This window comes from Pandoraea soli, from assembly GCF_902459595.1.
GTDB lineage: Bacteria > Pseudomonadota > Gammaproteobacteria > Burkholderiales > Burkholderiaceae > Pandoraea > Pandoraea cepalis.
Map to the genome: position 1 here is coordinate 45,185 of NZ_CABPSG010000008.1, position 20,679 is coordinate 65,863.

At 65.1% G+C, this 20,679-nt stretch carries 20 protein-coding genes; 1 reads left to right on the plus strand and 19 read right to left on the minus strand.

What is annotated here, in order from left to right; genetic code table 11:
• Nucleotides 1–95 precede the first annotated feature (95 nt).
• Nucleotides 96–2,831: an autotransporter domain-containing protein gene (locus PSO31014_RS15105; RefSeq protein WP_150552352.1), complete on the minus strand. Its 2,736-nt coding sequence runs from the start codon at nucleotides 2,829–2,831 to the stop codon at nucleotides 96–98.
• Nucleotides 2,832–3,265: 434 nt separating this feature from the next.
• Here PSO31014_RS15105 and PSO31014_RS15110 point away from each other — a divergent pair, with 434 nt between their 5' ends.
• On the plus strand, nucleotides 3,266–3,811 hold the full coding sequence (locus PSO31014_RS15110; protein WP_150552353.1) for a glutathione peroxidase: 546 nt from the start codon (nucleotides 3,266–3,268) through the stop codon (nucleotides 3,809–3,811).
• Nucleotides 3,812–4,039: 228 nt separating this feature from the next.
• On the opposite strand, the gene PSO31014_RS15115 is transcribed toward PSO31014_RS15110, so the two are convergent.
• The 18 genes from PSO31014_RS15115 to PSO31014_RS15200 form a co-directional block, all read right to left on the minus strand.
• Nucleotides 4,040–5,011 (minus strand): VOC family protein, encoded by a 972-nt coding sequence (locus tag PSO31014_RS15115; RefSeq protein ID WP_150552354.1) that lies wholly within the window; start codon nucleotides 5,009–5,011, stop codon nucleotides 4,040–4,042.
• 34 nt (nucleotides 5,012–5,045) lie between these two features.
• Entirely contained in the window at nucleotides 5,046–6,011 is a 966-nt protein-coding gene (locus PSO31014_RS15120; protein WP_150552355.1) for a PDR/VanB family oxidoreductase, read from the minus strand.
• Between the two features lie 44 nt (nucleotides 6,012–6,055).
• Entirely contained in the window at nucleotides 6,056–6,502 is a 447-nt protein-coding gene (locus PSO31014_RS15125) for a Rid family hydrolase (protein WP_150552356.1), read from the minus strand.
• A 17-nt stretch (nucleotides 6,503–6,519) separates the two neighbouring features.
• Nucleotides 6,520–7,551 (minus strand): aromatic ring-hydroxylating oxygenase subunit alpha, encoded by a 1,032-nt coding sequence (locus tag PSO31014_RS15130; RefSeq protein WP_150552357.1) that lies wholly within the window; start codon nucleotides 7,549–7,551, stop codon nucleotides 6,520–6,522.
• A 65-nt stretch (nucleotides 7,552–7,616) separates the two neighbouring features.
• Nucleotides 7,617–7,835: a recombinase-like helix-turn-helix domain-containing protein gene (locus PSO31014_RS15135; protein ID WP_150552358.1), complete on the minus strand. Its 219-nt coding sequence runs from the start codon at nucleotides 7,833–7,835 to the stop codon at nucleotides 7,617–7,619.
• Nucleotides 7,835–8,188 (minus strand): hypothetical protein, encoded by a 354-nt coding sequence (locus tag PSO31014_RS15140; RefSeq protein WP_150552359.1) that lies wholly within the window; start codon nucleotides 8,186–8,188, stop codon nucleotides 7,835–7,837. The genes PSO31014_RS15135 and PSO31014_RS15140 overlap by 1 nt, the downstream gene beginning before the upstream one ends.
• A 13-nt stretch (nucleotides 8,189–8,201) precedes the next feature.
• Nucleotides 8,202–9,212, minus strand: coding sequence for an ABC transporter substrate-binding protein (locus PSO31014_RS15145; RefSeq protein ID WP_150552360.1), 1,011 nt, complete (start codon nucleotides 9,210–9,212; stop codon nucleotides 8,202–8,204).
• Between the two features lie 74 nt (nucleotides 9,213–9,286).
• Nucleotides 9,287–10,783 carry an aldehyde dehydrogenase gene (locus PSO31014_RS15150; protein WP_150552361.1) on the minus strand — a complete coding sequence of 499 codons (1,497 nt, stop codon included), beginning with the start codon at nucleotides 10,781–10,783 and terminating at the stop codon, nucleotides 9,287–9,289.
• Between the two features lie 13 nt (nucleotides 10,784–10,796).
• Nucleotides 10,797–11,615, minus strand: coding sequence for an aspartate dehydrogenase (locus PSO31014_RS15155; protein ID WP_150552362.1), 819 nt, complete (start codon nucleotides 11,613–11,615; stop codon nucleotides 10,797–10,799).
• The gene (locus PSO31014_RS15160) at nucleotides 11,608–13,260 is read right to left on the minus strand and encodes a thiamine pyrophosphate-binding protein (RefSeq protein WP_150552363.1); all 1,653 of its coding nucleotides are present in this window, start codon (nucleotides 13,258–13,260) and stop codon (nucleotides 11,608–11,610) included. The genes PSO31014_RS15155 and PSO31014_RS15160 overlap by 8 nt, the downstream gene beginning before the upstream one ends.
• On the minus strand, nucleotides 13,253–14,059 hold the full coding sequence (locus PSO31014_RS15165; RefSeq protein WP_150552364.1) for an SDR family oxidoreductase: 807 nt from the start codon (nucleotides 14,057–14,059) through the stop codon (nucleotides 13,253–13,255). The genes PSO31014_RS15160 and PSO31014_RS15165 overlap by 8 nt, the downstream gene beginning before the upstream one ends.
• Entirely contained in the window at nucleotides 14,056–14,925 is an 870-nt protein-coding gene (locus PSO31014_RS15170; RefSeq protein ID WP_150552487.1) for an IclR family transcriptional regulator, read from the minus strand. Before PSO31014_RS15170 ends, PSO31014_RS15165 begins: the two co-directional genes overlap by 4 nt.
• Before the next feature lie 79 nt (nucleotides 14,926–15,004).
• The gene (locus PSO31014_RS15175; RefSeq protein WP_150552365.1) at nucleotides 15,005–15,913 is read right to left on the minus strand and encodes an alpha/beta fold hydrolase; all 909 of its coding nucleotides are present in this window, start codon (nucleotides 15,911–15,913) and stop codon (nucleotides 15,005–15,007) included.
• Nucleotides 15,914–16,013: 100 nt separating this feature from the next.
• Entirely contained in the window at nucleotides 16,014–16,571 is a 558-nt protein-coding gene (locus PSO31014_RS15180) for a cupin domain-containing protein (RefSeq protein WP_130025147.1), read from the minus strand.
• 40 nt (nucleotides 16,572–16,611) lie between these two features.
• Nucleotides 16,612–17,403, minus strand: a complete 792-nt coding sequence (locus PSO31014_RS15185; RefSeq protein WP_150552366.1) for an SDR family oxidoreductase — start codon at nucleotides 17,401–17,403, stop codon at nucleotides 16,612–16,614.
• A gap of 18 nt (nucleotides 17,404–17,421) precedes the next feature.
• Nucleotides 17,422–18,204, minus strand: a complete 783-nt coding sequence (locus tag PSO31014_RS15190; protein ID WP_150552367.1) for an ABC transporter permease — start codon at nucleotides 18,202–18,204, stop codon at nucleotides 17,422–17,424.
• Nucleotides 18,205–18,243: 39 nt separating this feature from the next.
• Nucleotides 18,244–19,113 (minus strand): ABC transporter ATP-binding protein, encoded by an 870-nt coding sequence (locus tag PSO31014_RS15195; protein ID WP_150552368.1) that lies wholly within the window; start codon nucleotides 19,111–19,113, stop codon nucleotides 18,244–18,246.
• A gap of 314 nt (nucleotides 19,114–19,427) precedes the next feature.
• On the minus strand, nucleotides 19,428–20,504 hold the full coding sequence (locus tag PSO31014_RS15200) for a porin (protein WP_174976539.1): 1,077 nt from the start codon (nucleotides 20,502–20,504) through the stop codon (nucleotides 19,428–19,430).
• Nucleotides 20,505–20,679 lie beyond the last annotated feature (175 nt).

The window sequence follows — 20,679 nt, forward strand, 5'->3', positions numbered from 1 at the left end:
CGGTGGGCACTGCGCGATACTTCCACGGCGGTCGCAGCCATGTCAATCGTTGCGACCGCCGGACTCGTACGAACGTTTCCGAGCACTCACGATGCTCAGAAGCGCTGTTGTACACGCACGATCCCCGTGTGCGACACAAAGCCCCCCCCCGCTTGCAGGTCGTAGCGAATCGAGGCACTCAGGTTGTTCGCTTTCATCAGGGTCAGGCCCAGCGAGATATCGGCCAGGTCCGACACCGGCGTAGCGCCCACGGTCGTGAACGCCGTCTGGCCGGACGGATCCGCAGCGAAGCTCGCGCCCGTCGTTTGACGTGTACGGTTGTACTCATGCAGCCAACGCACGCTCAGTTCGGGCACCCACATCCCCCTCGCCGTTTCGAATGGCAAGGCGACCTTCGCCCCCAGCGCGCTACGCACCGAACTGGCGCCGACACTGCCGACCGTAAGCGCCGAGCCATTGCCGCCAGTTTCGGTATAGCCGTTCTGGTTCAGATAGCCATATGTGACGCCCGCCAGCGGCGTGACGATGGCACGTCCCAGCGCCAGTGGCCAGCCGAATTCGGCGCCGAACACGTATTGTTGACCGTTGAAGTCGCCATGGGCCACGCCGTTGAAGCCCGGCATCGACACCGATCGCGTCGTATCGTAGTGTTGCAGCACCGCCGAGCCTGACAGGTTCACGTACCACGGCTCGCCGGTGTAAGCGGCGTACCCAATGAGGCCGTACCCGTTCACGCCGGTCGCATTGCCCGAGGTGCTACCGTCATTGTCGATCGCCGTGCGCGAGAACTGGACCGCCCCGCCTGCACGCCAGCGCTCGCCGAACGCACGGTCAGCACCGACGACTAGTCCACCGTAGTTGGCGCTGTAGCCGTCGACGTCGTTACGCACCGACTGGCTGGCGTGACCGCCGAAGGCCTGTCCCCAGACGCCCCAGTTGGCGGCGCTGTCGCCCGTCGCAATCCCGGTGCCCCCGGCCTGCGCTACGCGCAGGCTGTTGACGTGCGCACCGACCACGCCCAGCGATTCGAATGTGGCCGCGCCTGCGGCACGCGTATTCTGCGCCGGGGCGAGTTGCTTGCCGACCCGATTGGCCGAGTCCGTCGAACCGCCACTCAGCGACCCGAGTGCCGCGTTGTACAGATTCAGCAGTTGGGCGTCGCTCACGCCGGTGTAGCCCAGCAAGCCCCGCAGCGACGACTGCGCGTTGGGTGCCGATGCAAGCAAGGCGTTGGTGCGAGGGTCGGCGGGCGGTGTCGTTTCGGTGCCGCCGCCGTTGTCAGAACCGGCCTTCGCATTCGAGATCAACGTCACGACCAGATCCTGCCGACTGCCGTTAGCGACCGTGGCGCCGGTCGCGCCGAGCGTCGACGAACCGTTGACGCGATAAACCAGCGAATCGTCGTTGTAGGTGGCCGAGCCTGCCGTGTCGATCACGACATAGCGCTGACCCGCCGCAAACGAATACCCGAGCGACTGCAAGGCGATACTCGAACCCGCTGCCAGTGTCGTGTTGCCGCTCACAACCAGGCGTCCGTAGCCGCTGTCGGTCGTCAAGTCGCCGGTCGTAACCGCATTACCTGCAACACCGATCTGAAGCGTGGCACCTGCCGCCTGCGCGTAATCCCCTGAGACCTGGATGGCATTGTTGACTTGCAATACCGACGCGTCGTTGAACGCCGTTCGTGTGCCAGCGAGGTTCAGGTCGTCGTTAAGCAGGAGATTGCCGCCGTTGAAGTGTATATCGGCGAGCGAGCTGGAAAGGGTTCCGGGGGCAGCACTGCCGAAACCCGTGAGGGTGCCCTGCGCTGCACCTGACGCCCCCGCGATGAACAAGGCTTGCGTGCCGGAATGGGAAATGTTGCCCGCAATGATGCCGGCGTTATTGATCTGTCCGATCGTGGCCGCTGCAGAGGAATTCGCGATGGCCTCGCCGGCGCTGGAAATGAGCCCGCCCGCGAGATTGTTGAGGGTACCGATCGAGTCCTCGTTGTAAATGCCGTAGTTCCCGCCCGAAATCGTTCCAGCGTTGTTGATCGTGCCAATGATGCCGTGATAGGTCGTGCCACCGATCACGGTACCGCGGTTGTCGATGCCGGTGCCGGAGCCGAGCCCACTGGTGCCATCGATCAGGCCAAGGGGCAGGTTGTCGATCGTCGTGAGGGTCGCGCTTCGGTTCATCACCCCGCTTTGCGCGCCCGTAATGGTGCCGCTGTTCGTCAGCGTGCCCAACTGCGTCGATACACTGCCCATGAACGAGGCCACGCCATAACGGCCCGAGATAGTCCCCGTGTTGGTCAACTGACCGAGATGCGACGTGTTCTCCACACCATACCCATTGGCGGCGGAGATCGAGCCGGAATTGAATGCAGACGCCAGTGTGCCGGCGTTGTAGATGCCCGCGTTGCTCGGCGAGAAAATCAGGCCGCTATTCTCGAGAAGCGTCACCCCGCCCCGCGACGAAATCAGCAATGCGTTACCGCCGACCAGCGTGCCAGCGTTCGAAATTGTCCCGAACGTGTTCAGGATTTGGGCAAAGGTCGCGCCCGTGATCGACAGGGTCGTACCGTCGTAGCGCCAATTCGTCGACGAAGTGGTGTCGGCCTGACCGGCAAGGAGAAACGTGCGACCGTCCATGACGGCGGTCAGCGGGACTGCCCACACCGGTCCTGTGTTCAGCGAAGCCGCTGCAACGACGGCGGCGACCGCCGCTTTGCGCACACGGCGATGGTCCGCCGAGCGCGACGTTCCGCCGTGACCGCCGGCCACTTCGGACGCGACCTGATGCATGCCCAGACTGGCGCTCCATACCACACGATAGATGCGATTCATTCGATTTCCCGGAATACGGCTTTCTTATTGCAACGCGTTGACTCGTGAATTCGGAAAGGTCGTGTGCGCAGCGACCGACACATAGGCGCAAGACCTCCGTCATGGCAGGGAAGTCCGGCCGTATCGGTCAGAAGGATTGGATGCGTGAGCGCCGCGGCACACGTTCGCTACTGCATGAGCGCGGTCTGATTCAAGGCGATGACGTGGCCTGCCTCTGGGGCAGGATCACCGATGCTGCGAGAAGCGGCACGAAACATTCGAACGACCCCGTGTTTGTTCACCTGTACGACGCGCTTGATAGCGCTCGTCATTTTTTAATCCGCGAATCCTTCCATACCATTTACCGACTGTCAATCGGCATTTTTTTCGCCGGTCGGCAGGCTCCCACAGGCTTGCGCTACACTCGGCTGACCGAACCAAGAAAGGAAATACGCATGAGCACCCTCATCGAAAACATCGCGGTAACGCGCAACGACGGCGGCGCCGCAACCTTGGGCGACTATACGGGACGCGTGCGTCTGGTGGTCAACGTCGCGTCGAAGTGCGGCCTCACGCCGCAGTACGAGGGCCTCGAGCGCCTGTACGAAGACAAGCGCGCCGCCGGCCTCGAAGTCCTCGCCTTCCCTGCCAATAACTTCAAGGGTCAGGAGCCCGGCACCGATGCCGAGATCCTCGACTTCTGCACCACGCAATACAACGTCACGTTCCCGCTGTTCGCCAAGCTCTCGGCACTGGGCGACGACCGTCACCCGCTCTACACGGCGCTTGTCGAAGCACAGCCTGCAGCGATCGGCGAAGGCCCGTTCCGCGAGCGTCTCAAAGGCTTCGGCGTAGTCCGCGAGAACTCGGCCGACGTGTTGTGGAATTTCGAGAAGTTTCTGATCGGACGCAACGGGCAGGTCGTGGCCCGCTTCTCACCGGACGTCAAGGCCGACGACCCGCGTCTGGTCGCCGCCATCGATGCGGAATTGGCGAAGTAATCGCACCATGCAAAAAGGGGCAACGCAAACGCGTGCCCCCTCGTGCCACAAGCGTCGGCAGGACGATTGCCGGCGCGCCATGAACGCCTTCCGAAACGACCTCACGTCTGGCAAGGTCGATCCGGGCCTCATGACGCCACATCGCGCGCCGGTTCCCGCTTCTCGCGACAACTCGTGAAACGCGGCGCGTCATCCCCCCCGGGATTGACGCGTCCGCGATGACTCGACTCAGCGCTTGGCAGTGTCAGTCATGAACTTGCCGGTCGGCCCTTCGCTCCCCTTCTTCTGACGGCGCGTATTGCCGTCGAGTCCGCCGTCCACCGCCCATTCGGCAAATACCGTCGGCCCCGGCTCGAAGTCGCGCGGCTTCCATTCCGGCGTAAGGATGTCCTCGTCGGCGTAATACTCGATGAGCGCGCCGCACGGATTCTTGAAGTACCAGAAATACGCCGACGAAATCGGGTGACGGCCCGGGCCCAACTGGGTTTCCCATCCACAGCGGTCGATATGCATGCCGCCGCCGAACACTTCGTGGATGTCGCGCACGGTGAACGCCACATGGTTCAGCCCGCGCTTGCCGTTCGGCAACGCCAGCAGGAACAGATCGTGATGGCCGCCGTGCGGCGCGCAGCGCATGAACGCGCCACGATCCGGATAGCGATCCGACAGCTCGAAGCCGAGCTTCGCTTCATAGAACGTCTGCGTGGCCGCGAGCGCGTTGGTGAAGAACACGACATGCCCCACTTCGATCGGCTGGGCACGCTCATACACCGGGCTCGGCGTGTTCACGCGCTGCGCCGCGATCCCCCACGGATTGCTCAATGCGCCCTTCACGTCCACGGGCCGCTTGGCAGTCACTTCCACCCGCACGGCCAGACCGTTGGGATCGATGCAACCCGTCGCACCGTCCTTGAAGTAATAGCCCGGCTGGTCGGCGAAGCGGTCGGCGATGGCGGCGACTTCCTCGGCCGTCGTCACGCCCCACGTCACTTCGCGCAGCGTCGGTCCATCTTCCATCGCCGGCGGCAGCGACGGATCGTCGTGACGCACGGCCAGCACACGGCAACCGTTCAGCGTTTCGAAGCGCGCGCCATTCGCGTCGGCGGACACCTCGGTCAGGCCCCAGTCGCCCAGGAAGCGACGGCAGGTGTCGAGGTCGATGACCCCGTAGGTAATTTGTTCAATGCCCAGAATCGTCATGACAGTCTCGGGTAGGGGTTCAAGGTGGGCGCGGTCACAGATCCAGCGTCAGACGGTCGCCCTTGCAACCGGACACGCAAATCATCATGACCTTGTTCCCGGCGCGCTCAGCCGCGCTCAGCACCGAATCACGGTGATCGGGGCAGCCTTCGAGCACACGCGTCTCGCAAGCGCCGCAAACACCTTCCATGCAGCTATGCTCCGCGTCGATACCCGCGGCGAGCAACGTCTCGAGCAGCGTCGCTCCGGCCGGCACGCTCAGCTCCTTGCCGGACTTCGCGAGCTTCACGATATAGCCCTCGGATGTCGCGGGCGGCGGCGCATCCGGCGCCGCGGCGAAGCGCTCGATGTGCACATTCGCGATACCGGCCTCGGCGCACGCCGCTTCAAAGGCGTCGAGCATCACGCCGGGCCCGCAGCAGTAGGCATGCGTGCCCGCCGGTTGCCCGGACAGAAACGCGGTGAGCGACGCCGGCTTGCCGCCGTGCTGGTCGTCGAAGTGATAGGTGATGTCGCCGCCCAACGCGTTCAGTTCGTCGATGAAAGCGGCTTGCGGCGCCGTGCGTGCGCAATACATCAGCTTGACGCTGCGCCCTAGCGCACGCAGACGTCGATACATGCAGAGAATCGGCGTCACCCCGATGCCGCCGGCGACGAGCACGGTATGCTCGGCGGCGGCGTCAAGCTCGAAGTGATTGCGCGGCTCGGAAATCTCCAGCGTCATCCCCACACGGAAATTGTCGTGAATGAAGCGCGAGCCGCCGCGGCTTTTCGGATCGGCAAGAATGCCAAGCACGTAGCGATTCGGCTCGCCCGGCGCATTCACGAGCGAGTAGCTGCGCACCAGCCCGCTCGGCAGATGCAGATCGATGTGCGCGCCCGGCGTGAAGTCCGGAAATGGGGTGTCGCTGCCCACCGCAGGCACGAGTTCGATGCTCATGATGCCCGCCGCTTCGAAGCGAAGCGTGCGCACCATTGCCGACAGGTTTGACTTGCTCATAACGCCGCTCTCTGATGTTGCTGATTCTCTTGACGTCCGCCGGCTCAGCCCGCGGCGGACAAATCGATGTCGAGACGTGCGAACGCCTCGATCTCCACGCGCAGCTCCGGAAAGACCAGGCCGCTCACTTGCACGAGCGTCGAACACGGATAAGCCCCGCCGTTCGCCGCCACGTCCGCAAAAAACTCTCGACGGGCACGTCCAACCTCATCCTTGTCGGCAATGTCGGTCACGTACACCACGAGCTTGTAGATGTTGGCGAGACGGCCGCCCCCCGCCTCGACCAGCGCGCGGATCTTGCCGAGCACCACCCGCGTCTGCTCGTAAGTCGTGAGCGGCTCGGCGGCGTCGCGCGTGGCCGGGTGCGCGGTCATGCCCGAGAGCAGAATGTCGTTGCCGACGCGAATGCCATTGCTCCAGGTCGCCGTGCCCAGATCGGGCACGGCCTGGGCACGGATTCGCTCGGCCTTGAGAGGTGGGTCGATGGGCATGAAACGTCTCGCGCGGCTTACGCCTTGCCCTGCTGAATGCGCTCGAGTTCCGCCTTCGCCAGGTTCTTCATATGGCGACGCAGACGCACGATACCCATGTCATGTTGATACAGATGCTCGCTTTGGTTGGCATCCGGCTCCATGTCTTCGAGCATCACGCGATCCTGTTCGAGCACCGCCCAGTGACGCGCCTCGAGACGGTTGCGATACAGGAAGCGCCACGTATCGCGCTGCCAGCCGTCGAGCTTGCGGCAGCGCCAGTGGAACACGGCGGCCAGCGTCGGCGAGACCGGCGTGTAGCTGCCCACGATGACGAAGTTGCCGCCGGGGCCGCCCGTCTTCGGGTACGGAATCTCCAGACGCATCCAGTGCGTGCCGGTATCGGCCCACTCGGTCCAGTCGAAATTCACGTCGCGCTGGCCTTCCTTTTCGAACACGAAGCCGCGGTCGGTGTCGCGAATGCGGAAGGCCGCCGTGTTGTCGCCTTCGGCCATCGAGTGCGACTGCTTGTGCAGGAACGTGCCGTGCATCGGGTCCATCACGTTGTCGAGCACGTAACGGTAGTCGCCCTTCCACTCGGTGTAGCACAGGAACGACGAGTACTCGCCGTCGGCATCGAGTTCCTCCGGCAAAACGAGCGGCGGCGGCGTGTCGATGTTCTCGGTGGCGTTGTACAGCCAGATCGCGTCGTTGCGCTCGACAATGTGGTACGCCTGCGTCGGACGCGAACCTTCGAGCTTGCAGCCCGGGCTGCCCGGCACACGCATCACGGTGCCGTCGCAGCGCACTTGCACGCCGTGATAGCCGCAGGCGATGCGATCGCCCATCACGATGCCCTTGGACAGCGGGGCGCCACGGTGCGGGCAATGATCATCGAGGGCATGCACCTGGTTGTCCTGGTCGCGCCAGAACACCAGCTTCTTGCCCAGGCGGCGCAGCGAGACCGGCTCGCGGCCAACCATGTGCGACGGGCAAATCGGATACCAGAGGTTCTTCAGGCCGCGCTCGAGGATCGCGTCGGCAGTGAGAATAGGCTGTTGCGTAGTCATGGGGGACGTCTCCATCGCGATCGCTGCGCACCTGCGGCGCGAAGCGACCGAACTCTGTGATGTTGTTACTCTTCGGCCATTCGGGCGATCTGCGCGGTGTACACCGCTTCGGTCCACACGTCACCCGCTTGCGGGCCGGGGCCCGTGCGATTCAGATAGGCCACCAGCCCAGCCAGATCGTGTGTGCCGGTGGCATAGGCGCGCTCGATGGCGTCGCCCAGCAGGCTTTCGTATTGCGTCGGCTCATGGCGACGCGCTTGGTGCGGTTCGAGATAGCGGTCCATCATTTCCCTCCATGGCGAACCCGTTCGCGAATGCGCGCGTGCACGGGTACAAAATCGTAAGTCGGATAGCATTCGGTGCGAAACACCCCCCAGGCCGAGCGCTCCAGCTCGACGTTGACCACCGGCAGCAGGTGCGGCGGCAGTTCGAGCGTGACGATCTGGCCAAAGCCCATCGCCACCGTCCACGACACCACCCTCACACCGGCCGGCGGGAAGCGCTCCCACCATTCGGCCGCCTTCAGGCGTTCCTGGAAATCGTCGAGATTGTTCGACTGATCGTGACGCAGGAACACCGTCAGCAACATCGTGTCGGGCTGGGTGGCCGCAGCGGCGCCCGGGGCGTTTTCGTTCATGTGTCGTCTCGCGTTACTGCACGAACTGGTTGGTGAACAGGTCGGCCAGGTTCGACTTTTCGCGAATGATCTTCTCCTGCAGGTAGAAATCCTGCAGCTTCGTCACACGCGCCGGATCGAACGCACCGAGACGCTCCTGGCCCGGATACACGTTGCGGGCGTAATACGTCAGGATCTTCTCGATCTCGGCTTCCTTGCCCTTGTAGCCGGGCACGGTCGCGCAGTATTCCTTGGCCGCGGCCGCCGGGTCGCGCATGATCTCGGCCACCGACTTGATCGTGGCACGAACGAACTTGCGGACCATCTCCGGCTTCTCGGCAATGGTCTTGTCCGAAGCCAGAATCGCCTGCGCCATGCCCGGGAAGTACTTGTCGGTCGAGGTCATCGTGACCTTCACGCCGGCGTCCTCGATATTCTGCGCCCACTCCGGCGTGCCCACCATCGCGTCGGCCTTGCCCGTGGCGACCTGCTGCCACACGCCCGCCGGACCGGCGCCCTGGATGCGCGCATCGGTACGCGTGAGACCCGCGGAGGCGAGCAGGCCTAGCGTCGCGTAGAAGCCGGTGTCTTGATAGGACAGCACCGTGATCGTCTTGCCCTTCAAGTCGGCGGGCGATTTGATGTTCGCATCGTTGCGCACGACCAACTGGTGCAGCGTGCGCCCGCCCAGCAGCGCCACGCCCTTGATGGGAATGCCGTTCGGACGCAGCACGATCGGGGTGTCGCCCAGACCACCGCCCAGATCGCCATTACCGGAGGCGAGCTGTTTGCCGACGTCGGCACCGCCTTGCACGGTCAGCCAGCGCACCGACAACCCTTCCGCCGCGTAGTAGCCCTTCTTCTCGGCCAGCATCAGCGGCGCGAAGGCCGGCAGGTTGGCCGGAGCCGGGAGCAGATAGGTAATCTGCTGGGTAGCCGGCTGCGCCATCACCGGCGCCGCCAGGCTCGTAAGTCCCGCCACGGCGCACAGGCCAACAGCACGACGCGCGCGGCGCGCCAACGATCCACGGAAAATCGACAACATATCTCTGCCTCGCTCAAGTATCGGATGACCGCAATACCCTGTGCATTGCGGCGTGTTCTGCCACTGACTGACGTTCAGACCTTGCCCGCCCACGCGAGCGGGCTGTCGTTGATGCCCCAATAGAGGCTCTTCTGGTTCGTGTACTCCAGCAACCCCAGACGCCCCTTCTCACGCCCCATGCCACTCTCTTTCCAACCGCCGAACGGCGTCGAGATCGAAAACTGCTTGTAGGTGTTGATCCAGACTGTGCCGGTCTCGAGCGCACGCCCGATCCGCCAGGCGCGCTTGAAGTCGCGTGTCCAGATCCCGGCCGCAAGGCCATAGACGCTGTCGTTGGCTTCGGCCAGCAGGTCGTCTTCGTTCTCGAACGGCAAGACCGCCAGCACCGGGCCGAAGATCTCTTCCTGCACCATGCGTGCCTGGTTCGTCAGGCCCGCGATGATGGTCGGCTGATAGAAGTAGCCCTTCTCGCGGCCGTCGCCCGCCGGACGCTCACCGCCGCACAACAGGCGGCCGCCCTCTTCCAGCCCGATCGCGACATAGCGCTCGATCGACTCGCGGTGCGACGCCGTCACGAGCGGCCCCATCTGCGTGTCTTCGCGCAGCGGATCCCCCACGCGCAGTTGCTTCGCGCCGGCCACCAGCCGCTCGACGAAGGTGTCGAAGATGGCCTTGTGCACGAACAGACGCGAGCCCGCGATGCACGATTCGCCCGACGAACTGAAGATGCCGTAGAGCACCCCGGCCACCGCATGATCGATGTCGGCATCTTCGAACACGATCGTCGGTGACTTGCCGCCGAGTTCGAGCGAGACTGGCATGAGCTTTTCCGCCGCCAGCCGTGCAATGCCACGACCGACTTCGGTGCCGCCGGTGAAGGCGACTTTCTTGACCTTGGGATGGCGCACCAGAATGTCGCCAATGACCGAGCCCTTGCCCGGCAACACCGACAGCACGCCGCGCGGCACACCGGCCGCTTCGCAGATGCGGCCGAGTTCGAGCGAGGCGAGCGGCGTGACTTCCGCCGGCTTGAGCACCACGGCGTTACCGGCGGCAAGCGCCGGGGCCAGCTTCTGCGCGTCCGAGGCAATCGGCGAATTCCACGGCGTGATGGCGGCAACGACGCCAAGCGGCTCGTGCACGCTCATCGTCAGGTAGTCGCCACGCGACGGGGTCAGCGTTTCCTCCAGCGTCTCCAGGCACGAGGCGAAATAGCGGAACGTGCTCGATGCACTCGCGACGAGCGCGCGCGTCTCGCTGATCGGCTTGCCGTTGTCGCGCCGTTGCAGGTGCGCCAGCGCCTCGGCGCGTTGCGTGATGCCGTCGGCCACGCGATGCAGCACCGCGGCGCGCTGATGCGGCTTCAAGCCCGCCCAGTCCGCGCGACGCCAGGCCGCATCGGCCGCCTCGACGGCGTCGATCGCATCTTCGGCGCCCGCCGCCGCGATCTCGGCATTCACGCTCTCGTCGGCCGGATACAGGCTCTGATAGCGCTTGCCGGTGCCGGCGCGCCATTCGCCGCCGACCAGAATGTCGCTCGAAAACCCTTGCAGCAAATCTTGATGGCTCATGATGCTCTTCCTGCTAAATCACACAGTTCGCAACGCGATTGCGTAGCGCGCGAATGGCCGAATATGCGGTCAGTGCCGACGTCTTGGGGTTGTCCGGCAACGGCTTGCCGCACATCTCCAGCGACATCTCGCCGAACGCCCCGCGGGCGATGATGTGATGCACGTTGCGCGTGCTCGTCGGGTCGGCGATCAGGCGCACGCGCGTCGCGTCGAGCCCCAGACCAGCGATGGCCACGGTCGCCGCCACGTTCGCATTCTTCGGATACAGACGCGCCGCGTCGCGGGCGTTGCCCTCGAAGATCACGGTCGCGGCGGTGAGCGTTGCCAGATCGCAGACCTGTTCGGCCGGCGTGCCGAGCCAGCCCGTCGGCGGCTTGCGACCGGTGTACAGCACTTCGTCCAGACCGCCTTCGCGCGCCGCGGAAATCGCATCGATACCGCCGATGGCGCCCGAGAGCAACGTGACCGTCGACGCGCCGTCCCTGGCGGCCTGTTCAAGCGCAGCGAGCAGATCGCTGTCTGACAGCGCACCGATCGACGCCACCGCGCAATCCACCCCCGACTTGAGCAACGGCACCACATGGCCCGACAGCGCGCTATGCCCTGCGCACTCGAGCACGAAGTCCGGCCGGCTGGAAAGCGCCTGCGCCGAACACACCACTTCGGTATCGGCGCGCACGCTCTCGCGCACGCGAGCGGCGGCATCTTCCGGCACGATCACGTGGCCCACGCGCAGATACGGTTCGCTTGCGCACGCCTCGTAGACCTTCGAGCCGATCGCGCCGAAACCGATCAGCGCGACGTCAACAGGACGGTGGTTCAATTCATGCATTCGCCGGCTCCCGGACCGGCGGACCGGCAAAGTGCGAAGCGAAGCTGCCGACCGACAGCATGTCCACTTCGAGCAGCACCGGGCCGTCGTGCGCCATGGCGCGTGCGACCGCCGCTTCGGCCTGGTCGATGGCCGTGATGCGCTCGTGCTTGAGCTGCAGGCTCGCGCAGAACGCGGCGAAGTCCGGCTGGTGCAGTTGCACGTAGTGACGGCGACCGCCGTACTGCGCATCTTGAATGTTGCGGATCACGCCGTAGCACTGATCGTTCATCAGCAGGATCACGACCGGTGCCTTTTCCTGCACGGCGGTGGCGAGTTCACCCACGTTGACCATCAGGCCGCCGTCGCCGCACAGCGCCACGGTCTTCTTCGCGTTGCCCGCGAGCGCCGCGCCAATGCCCATCTGCATGCCCTGTCCGATCCCGCCGCCCAGCGCGTGCACACCGGCGCGCGGCGAGAAGAGCTTCAGCAGACGGTTGCCCCACGTGCTGTTCGAGATCGTGACGTCGCGCACCCAGTTGAAGTCGCGGCCCAGCGCACCTTGCAGTGCGGAGACGAGTTGACGGTACGGGCCGAGGCCTTCCGCAACCTGCTTGACGGCCACTTCGCGAGCGGCCGCGAGATCGGCATGGAACGCCGGATCGATCGACAGGCGGCCTTGCAGACGGTCAGCCAGCGCGTTCAGCACGCGTGCGGCGTCGCCCTGGACGAACAGGTCGTTGCGGTAGCCACGGCCGTCCGCCAGACCATCAGCGTCGACGCGATAGAGCGGGCGCGGCAGCGCAAGCTTGTACTTGAGCGTTTCGTTGCCACGCAGACGCGAGCCGACCACGAGCACGGCGTCGCACGTCTTGTAGAACGTCTCGACCGTGGGGTGGATGTTGAACGCGCCGAGCGTGGCCGCATGATCTTCCGGCACGATGCCGCGACCCTGCACACTGGTGACCACGCCGAAGCCCATGTCGACGAGACGCTTGACGGCGGCTTCCGCCCCGCGCGCCCCACCGCCCAGCCACAGCATCGGACGATGCGCGGCGGCCAGCTTGTCGGCCAGTTCGGCCACGCGGGCGTCGTCGTGCGTCGGCACCGTGATGTGCGGCGCGGCCAGGTCGGCGGGCCATTCGATTTCCGCCGCCTGGATGTCGATGGGAATCTCGACGCTCACCGGGCCGGCCGGCGCCGTGAGCGCGGCACGCACGGCTTCGCGAACGGTCGCGAGCGCGGTGTCGACGCAACGCACGCGGTACGCAGCCTTCGAGATCGCGTGCAGCATGCTGAGCTGATCGGGCGCTTCGTGGATATACGCGAGGTCGCGATCGAGGAACTCGGTTTCGATCTGCCCCGTAATGTGCAGCACCGGCGTGCCGGCGGTGAGGGCTTCGACCATGGCGCCGGCCGCATTGCCCGCGGCGGTGCCGGTGCTCGTAAAGGCCACGCCGAGACCGCCCGAAACTCGGGCAAGGCCATCGGCCATGTTCAGCGCACCGGCTTCGCCGCGCGCGCCGACGTAACGGATTTTTTCGCGACGCGCGATGGCGTCGAGGATCGGCATGTTGTGAATCGAGATCACGCCGAATGCGGTCTTCACACCGCATTGCTCGAGAAACGCCGCGATGACTTCGCCGACGGTGGTTGTGTTAGACATGTCTTGCCAAGCCTCCGGAAACATCGATGTGGCTGCCCGTCGTATAGGACGACTGCGGGCTTGCCAGGAAAAAGATCGCTGCGGCCGCCTCTTCAGGCCTGCCCAGACGTTGCAACTGAATTTGCTTCTTGCGGGCCAACTCGCCGGTCCATTCCTCCCAGGTCTTGCCTTCGCCTTGCTCGGCAAAGCGACGGCGCCACTGGCCCGACTCGACCAGTCCGATCAGAATGCTGTTGACGCGCACGCCGTCGGGCGCGAATTCGCTCGCCATCGAGCGCACCAGATTCTGGATCCCCGCGCGCGCCGACGACGTCGCCACCATGTGCGGCTCCGGTTGGAGCGCGAGTAGCGAGTTGACGCAGACGATGGCGGCGTCCCCGGTCTCGCGGGCCGCCTCGCGCAGCATCGGCAGGCAAGCGCGCGTGGTGCGAATGACGCTGAAATACTTCAGCTCCAGCTCTTCGCGCCAGGCGTCGTCGGTCGTGTCGGCAAACGTCGACACACGGCCTTGGCCCGCGTTGTTGACCAGCATGTCGAGACGCCCGAATTCGCCACGAATGCGCTCGGCCAGCGCGGCGACATCGTTCGCATCGAGCACGTTGCACTGTGCGGCAATCACGCGCGCCTCGGCATGACGCTCGCGCAGACGGGCTTCGGCTTGCGCCAAGCGCTCGGGGTTGCGGCCGCAGATGGCGACTGCGGCGCCGGCGTCGAGCAGGCGCTCGGCCGTGGCGAAGCCGATGCCGGACGAGCCGCCCGTGACCAGCGCCGCGCGTTGGGTGAGGTCGATCTTGATCATTTCAATCCCAGTGACTTCATATAGGGGGTGGCACGGTCGTCGCTGCCCGGCCGGTAGTTCAGGCGGTGCGACAGCGCGTCGGCCGCCTCGCGCACCTGGCCGATCAGCCCCGCGTCGAGCACCGACGCGTCGAGGGTGGCGCGCGGAATGGTGACGGTGATCGCGGCGCAGATGCGACCCGCGTCGTTGCGCACCGGCGCGCTCACCACGCTGATGCCGCGCTCGAATGACGAGGCCGACACGGCGTAGCCGCGCTCGGCGTCTTCGCGCACGCGCTCGAACAGCTCGGTGATCGTTTCGGGCGTCTGCGGCGTGTATTTTTCGAGCGTCTTTTCGGGGTACAGCGCGCGAAGTTCGGCCAGCGTCAGGTCGCCCATCAGCACATGACCGTGTACGGTCGCATGCGCCGGCAGGCGCGTGCCAACGTTGACCTTGATCGAGTTGAACACGCTCGCCACGCTCTGCGCTTTCGCGACGAACACGATGTCGCGCCCGTCGCGGATCACGATGTGCGACGTGAGCTGCGTGGCGTCGCGCAGCCGTTCGATGATCGGGATGCCCAGATCGGTCAGCTCCAGCGAGCTGAGGTATTCGAAGCCCAGACGCAGCACCGCCACGCCCAGACGGAAATTCTTCTCACCGCCAGCCCGCTCCAGGAAGCCCATCGCTTCGAGCGTCTGCAACAGGCGGAAGACTGTCGTGCGCGGAATGCCCAGCCGTTGCGAGAGTTCGGGTGCGCTGAACACGGGCTCGCGCGGCGAGAATTGCGTGAGGATGCGCAGGCCGCGCTCAAGGCCCGGCACCAGGTAGCGCGTCTCGGTGATCGCGCCGTCGACGAGATCGTCGCTCTCGTCCTCGCCTCGCATCGCGGGCTCGCGCAGCGTGCCGTCTTCGGTGATCGCCTCGGCCATTGCCGTCATGCGCTTGGGCGTTACGGGTGCCATCTCAACGTTCTCCTGCCGCGATACGTTCGAGCCACGCGACGAGCGCGGCATTCAGAACGTCCGGCGTTTCGATATACGACGCGTGTCCAGCACCGTCCATGATCTGCAGCGGTACACCGGCCACCTCGGCGATCGTTTGGCAAGCCGCCGGAGGGGTCACGGCATCCTGTGCGCCGACCGCCACCGCAACCGGCCCTGCCTTCGCCGCCACGTACTGCGCCAACGCACCAGCGACGTCGCCGTTCGAGAGCAGATGCGTTGCCTGACGGTAGCCCGCGGGCAGCACGCGTGCCATGTTCCATTTCACCCAGGCGCGCGGCAGTTCCGCGGCACTCGGGGCAACGAGGTTGTCGCTGCGCTCACGCGCCATGCCGGCCGGGCCGAGCTTGTCGAGCATCGCCAGACGACTGTCGCGCTTGCTCAGGCGGACCTGCGCGTCGGCCTTGCCGTAGCCACCTGCCGGCGAGCAGAGAAAGAGCCCGCGCACACGCTGCGGTGCACGGCTCGCAAACGTCGTGGCCACGATCGCGCCCAACGAATGACCGACGAGTGCAACGCGTTCCAATCCCAGCGCGTCGAGCCAAGCCGCGAGCGCATCGGCATAGGCGTCGGCTTGCGGCTCGGCGTCGGCGACATTCGTCGTCTGGCCGTAGCCCGGCGCGTCCCATGCGTAAAGCACGGCATCCAGACCGGTGGCTTCGAACTGCGCAAGCCATGACGCCGCACCAGACCCGATGCCGTGCAGCAGCACGACCGGCGTGGCGCCCTCGGCTCGCGTTCCAGCGCTGCGATAGCCGACGGTGCCCGCGCGCGTGGCGACGGTGCGGTACGGGAAGGCGTCCAGACGCGCGCATAGCGGCGCGACGGTGGCATCTTCGGGTACTTCGGACTGAAAGGCTTCGGCTTGCATGGCTTGGACTGAACGTCTTGCTTGGTGAATTCCTGCCGGTGCGGCGCTTGCGACGGGCAAGCCCCTCACCGGACTTTCCGGGACAACGGCCCCCGGCGGCTTACTTCAGATCGCGCTTGATCTGTGCGAGCGGCGAATCGGGCGGGTACGTCGGCGTGACCGGTTTTTGCGAGCCGAGCATCACGCACATGAGCGCGTCTTCGTCACCGATGTTGATTTCCGTGCGGTACACGCCCGGCGGCACCGAGATCAGGTCGCGCTCACCGAGAATGGCTTCCCAGGTTTCGCCATCGCGCTCGCAGATCACCTTCATCTTGCCGCGCATCACGAAGAAGATTTCTTCGACGTCCATGTGGATGTGGCTCGGGCCGATGTTGCCGGCCGGGATCACCATCGTCGAAAACGTGAAGTGACCGGCAGGGACCGTGTTGACGTCCTTGGCCACGCCCGTGCCGCCCGTGCCGACGTAGCGCATTTGCGCGCGGCGGTACTTCGGGTCGTAGTCGGCCTGGAACTTCAGCGCGTCCCAGTCGTACTTGCGCGTCGAGAAGCGGGCTACGCGCGTATCCAGCCAGTCACTGAATGCCTGGCCTTCGGCCTGCGTCCAGCTCTCGACGGCCTGCGGCGTCGCGGTGTTTTTAGCGTCGGCTTGCGCCATGGTCTAACTCCTTGAAGGCGTTGCGAATAAGAACGGCTCGTCAGGGCATCACGAAGCCGCCGTTGACCGGCAGCACCTGCCCGGTCACGAAACGGGAAGCATCGGAGAGCAGGAACAGCACGGGGCCGATCACGTCGTCGGGCACCTGGGCGCGCGGCAGCGCGCGTCCCTCCAGGTAATGACGATGACGCTCGGCGGGCACGTACGCCGTGGCTTCCACCTCGACGAGTCCCGGCGCGATCGCGTTGACGGTGATGCCGTCCGGGCCGAGTTCGCGGGCGAGCGAACGTGTCATCGCCATGACGGCCCCCTTGCTGGCGGTGTAAGCGAGCAGGCGCGGCGCGCCCCACAGCGCGGTATCCGACGCGATGTTCACGACACGCCCCTGCCCCGATGCGCGCAGGAACGGCAGCGCCGCCATCGTCATGAGCCAGGTGCCGCGCACGTTGACGTTCATGACCGCGTCCCACGTCTCGACGCTCAGCTCAGCGGCCAGCTTGCCGCCCGAGTTGGTGATCGCGCCGTTGTTGACCAGCCCGTCGATGCCGCCCATGCGCTCGGCAGCCCCCTTGGCGGCCGTGTCCACGGATGCCGGATCGGACAGGTCGACACGCACGAACGACACGGCATGTCCAGCACCGCTCAGTTCGGCCGCGAGGGCCTCGCCGGCCTGCGACGCGATATCGGCAATCGTCACTTGCGCGCCGCGTGTCACGGCGGCACGGACGAACCCTTCGCCAAGGCCGCGCGCGCCACCGGTGATCAGCAGCTTCTTGCCGTCGAGCGGCGCCAGCGTGTTGGCGTCGAGCGGGGGGATGGGCAGTTCGTTCACGGTGAAATTCCTCGTCGTTCAGGCGATGTTCATGGCGGCACGCGGCACGTAATGCAACGCGCGGCGTTCCAGCCAGACCACGGCGGCATACGCCGCGATACCGATGACGGTGAGTCCGGCGATGGAGACGAACACCATCGCGGTATTGCCCTGGCCTTCGCCATACACCAACAGGTAGCCCAGGCCACGGTCGCCACCGACGAGTTCTCCCACGGTCACGCCGATGACGGCCAGCGTCGACGCGATGCGCAAGCCCGCGAAGAGCGCCTGCATGGCCGACGGGAATTCAACGAAGCGGAAGATCTGCCAGCGGCGGCCGCACAGGGCACGCACCAGGTTGACCATGTCCGGATCGACGGCGCGCACGGCGCCGAGCACGTTGATCATCACGGGGAAGAAGACGATCAGCACGGCCACGAGAATCTTCGGGTAGATCGTGTAGCCCATCCACATGACGAACAGCGGCGCGAACGCGACCTTCGGTGCAATCTGCAGCGCGAGGATGTACGGCGAAAGCATGGCTTCGGTCGACGGCGACAGGCCGAGGACCACGCCTATCAGCACGCCCAGCGCCGAGCCGATCACGAAGCCCGCGATCACTTCGAGCGCCGTCACGCCGATGTGCAGCCACAGGTTCTCGACCTGGAACATGCGGGCGCCTTCGATCACGGTCGACGACAGCTTGGGCAGCACGAACTCGGGCACGCCGAACGCCGTCGGGCCCCATTGCCAGACGGCCGCGAAGATCAGCAGCAACAGGAAGCTGCCAACGGTCAGTTGCGTTTTGGAAAGGGATTTCATAGCGGGGATTCCAGTGTCTTGCGGTGTCGTATACGAGGATCAGCCGAGATGGTCGTCGCGACCCACCTTGAGCAGCTCCATCAGATGGGCCACGTATTCGTTCATGCCCGCCTGCTTGCGGCGCTCGATCGGGTTGTCGCGGTGCGGCAGATCGACCGTGATTTCCTCGATGATCGTGCCCGGGCGCTCGCTCATCACGAACACACGGTCCGACAGCGCAATGGCTTCGGCGAGATCGTGGGTGATCATCAGCGCCGTTTTGCCTTCGACGGCGAGCATTTGCGCGAGATCCTGCTGGAGCACCATCTTGGTCTGCGCATCGAGCGCAGAGAACGGCTCGTCCATGAGCAGCACGTCGGGCTCGACGGCCAGCGTGCGGGCCAGGGCGGCGCGCTGACGCATGCCGCCCGAGAGCTGGTGCGGATAGTGATTCTCGAAACCCTTCAGGTGGCAGCGCGCGAGCAGCGCCTTGGCCACTTCCGCCCGCTCGGCCTTGCTGCGCCCACGGATCTGCATGCCCAGCTCGACGTTTTTCTGAATCGAGCGCCACGGCATGAGCAGGTCCTTCTGCAACATGAATGCGACTTGCTGCGACGGGCCGCGCACCGGCTTACCCGCGAGCGTCACCTGCCCCTCGCTCGGCGCGTAGAGACCGGCGCCCATGTTGAGCAGCGTGCTCTTGCCGCAGCCGCTCGGGCCGATCAGCGAGACGAACTCACCGGCCTTGATGCCGATGGAGACGTCCGAGACGGCCGTCATCTCGCCCTTGCCCTGGCGATTTTTGAACCGACGCGTGACGCCGCGGTATTCGATGGCGAACGGCACGGGTGCCGCCGCCGGCTGCGCCTGACGTGCCTCGGCATTCGCCTCGGCAACGTTCGCGTCCTTCAATTGAATCGACCTGAGCATGGGAAACCACCGTGTTTCTGGATGTTCAACTTGCCTCGGGCAGCCTGCTGCGTCGTTTCGCCTGCATGGCTTGCCACCTGTCCTCCCTTGCGGGATACGTTTCATATGTAAAACGTTGATTTACTTATGGATCAATTATAGGGAGGGATTCGCCCGTTCAAAATTGTTTTTTGACTAGGGGAAACCCGCATCCACAGGCGTTGCACAGCAAGCACAACGGCCGGAGCGAAAAAAAACGCCGGCAGGCAAAGGCCGGCCGGCGTGGGAAGTGAGACCACAAGGTGCGTCTCGCGATGCGTTGGCGTTGCGAGGCGTCAGAACGAGTGATGCACGCCCGACAGGATGATGAACTGATTGCCCGTCGACGAGGCGCCGATCGTGTTGATGGCCGTCACCGCCCCATTGCCGCTCGCGTGTTGATACACCCCACTCAGGTACACCTGCGTGCGCTTGGAAAACGCGTAGACGTCACCCAGGCTGACCTGCGTCCAGCGCTTGCCCGTCAGCGAGGTCGTGGCCGCGCCGAAGGTAATCGTGTTGGCCACGCCCGTCGCATAGTTGGCACCGCCGTCGAACGACTGGTAAGTGTCGCTGAAGCCCGGCGATTGCAGTTTCACGCGGGTGTACAACGCATGCAGCAGCCACGGTCCGAAGCCATACGACACGCCGGCGCCCATGTTCTCGACGTTCGACGCCGCGTAGCTGCCGACCGCCTGCCCCTGGAAGGTCGCGCCGCCGAGCACGGCCACGTTCGGCGTGCGGTTGTTCTCGTTCGAGTAGACCGCCGACGCCTTGAAGCCGCCGTTCGAATAGTTCGCGGCCACACTCCACTTGCGCCCGTTGGCGAAGTTCGTGTTGTTGCCGAACGAGATCATGCTGCCCGCCTTGAAGCCGGCGAAATCCGGCGTGACGTAGCGCACGGAGTTGTCGACCTGTACGACGGACGTGTTCGCCAGCTCGTCGACGTTACCCGGGTGGAACATGTACCAGTTCATGCCCAGGTAGGCCGTGCTCATCGGCCCGAGCCAGTCGAAGTTGAACGTGGTCATGTGACCGATGGTCAGCGTGCCCATCTTGTCCGACTGCAGACCGACCCACGACTGGCGGTTGAACATCGCGCCCGCCTTGACCGTGTTGCCGGAGAGCGTCGAGAAGCCGTTTTCCAGTTGGAAGATGGCGCGATTGCCACCGCCCAGATCCTCGACCCCGCGAAAGCCCCAGCGATCCGGCTGCGTCGCGCCCTGCTGGGCGATCCAGTTCGCGTTGCCGCCCTGGTTGTTCACGTACGCCATGCCGGCATCCAGACTGCCGTAGATCGTGACGTTGCTCTGCGCCTGCGCAGCGACCGGCACCCCCGCCGCCAGCAGCATCGCCGCCGCCAGCGCCGTCATGCCAGGGATCCGCCCCATCGGAAACCGCTTCATCTGTGTACTCCTGTCATTCGATGATTCGAGAACGGTGAATACGCCGGATGCGATGCGCAGCAACCCAAGCCAGTCGCCGCGTTACGCGCTTGCATTTCGACGTTCCACCTATGAAACGTTGGATCACTTATGAAACCAACTG

Bases quoted from the DNA above. Each gene is read 5' to 3' on its own strand.
- PSO31014_RS15105 (WP_150552352.1), bottom strand. From the start codon at position 2,831: ATGAATCGCATCTATCGTGTGGTATGGAGCGCCAGTCTGGGCATGCAT.
- PSO31014_RS15110 (WP_150552353.1), top strand. From the start codon at position 3,266: ATGAGCACCCTCATCGAAAACATCGCGGTAACGCGCAACGACGGCGGC.
- PSO31014_RS15115 (WP_150552354.1), bottom strand. From the start codon at position 5,011: ATGACGATTCTGGGCATTGAACAAATTACCTACGGGGTCATCGACCTC.
- PSO31014_RS15120 (WP_150552355.1), bottom strand. From the start codon at position 6,011: ATGAGCAAGTCAAACCTGTCGGCAATGGTGCGCACGCTTCGCTTCGAA.
- PSO31014_RS15125 (WP_150552356.1), bottom strand. From the start codon at position 6,502: ATGCCCATCGACCCACCTCTCAAGGCCGAGCGAATCCGTGCCCAGGCC.
- PSO31014_RS15130 (WP_150552357.1), bottom strand. From the start codon at position 7,551: ATGACTACGCAACAGCCTATTCTCACTGCCGACGCGATCCTCGAGCGC.
- PSO31014_RS15135 (WP_150552358.1), bottom strand. From the start codon at position 7,835: ATGGACCGCTATCTCGAACCGCACCAAGCGCGTCGCCATGAGCCGACG.
- PSO31014_RS15140 (WP_150552359.1), bottom strand. From the start codon at position 8,188: ATGAACGAAAACGCCCCGGGCGCCGCTGCGGCCACCCAGCCCGACACG.
- PSO31014_RS15145 (WP_150552360.1), bottom strand. From the start codon at position 9,212: ATGTTGTCGATTTTCCGTGGATCGTTGGCGCGCCGCGCGCGTCGTGCT.
- PSO31014_RS15150 (WP_150552361.1), bottom strand. From the start codon at position 10,783: ATGAGCCATCAAGATTTGCTGCAAGGGTTTTCGAGCGACATTCTGGTC.
- PSO31014_RS15155 (WP_150552362.1), bottom strand. From the start codon at position 11,615: ATGCATGAATTGAACCACCGTCCTGTTGACGTCGCGCTGATCGGTTTC.
- PSO31014_RS15160 (WP_150552363.1), bottom strand. From the start codon at position 13,260: ATGTCTAACACAACCACCGTCGGCGAAGTCATCGCGGCGTTTCTCGAG.
- PSO31014_RS15165 (WP_150552364.1), bottom strand. From the start codon at position 14,059: ATGATCAAGATCGACCTCACCCAACGCGCGGCGCTGGTCACGGGCGGC.
- PSO31014_RS15170 (WP_150552487.1), bottom strand. From the start codon at position 14,925: ATGCGAGGCGAGGACGAGAGCGACGATCTCGTCGACGGCGCGATCACC.
- PSO31014_RS15175 (WP_150552365.1), bottom strand. From the start codon at position 15,913: ATGCAAGCCGAAGCCTTTCAGTCCGAAGTACCCGAAGATGCCACCGTC.
- PSO31014_RS15180 (WP_130025147.1), bottom strand. From the start codon at position 16,571: ATGGCGCAAGCCGACGCTAAAAACACCGCGACGCCGCAGGCCGTCGAG.
- PSO31014_RS15190 (WP_150552367.1), bottom strand. From the start codon at position 18,204: ATGAAATCCCTTTCCAAAACGCAACTGACCGTTGGCAGCTTCCTGTTG.
- PSO31014_RS15195 (WP_150552368.1), bottom strand. From the start codon at position 19,113: ATGCTCAGGTCGATTCAATTGAAGGACGCGAACGTTGCCGAGGCGAAT.
- PSO31014_RS15200 (WP_174976539.1), bottom strand. From the start codon at position 20,504: ATGACGGCGCTGGCGGCGGCGATGCTGCTGGCGGCGGGGGTGCCGGTC.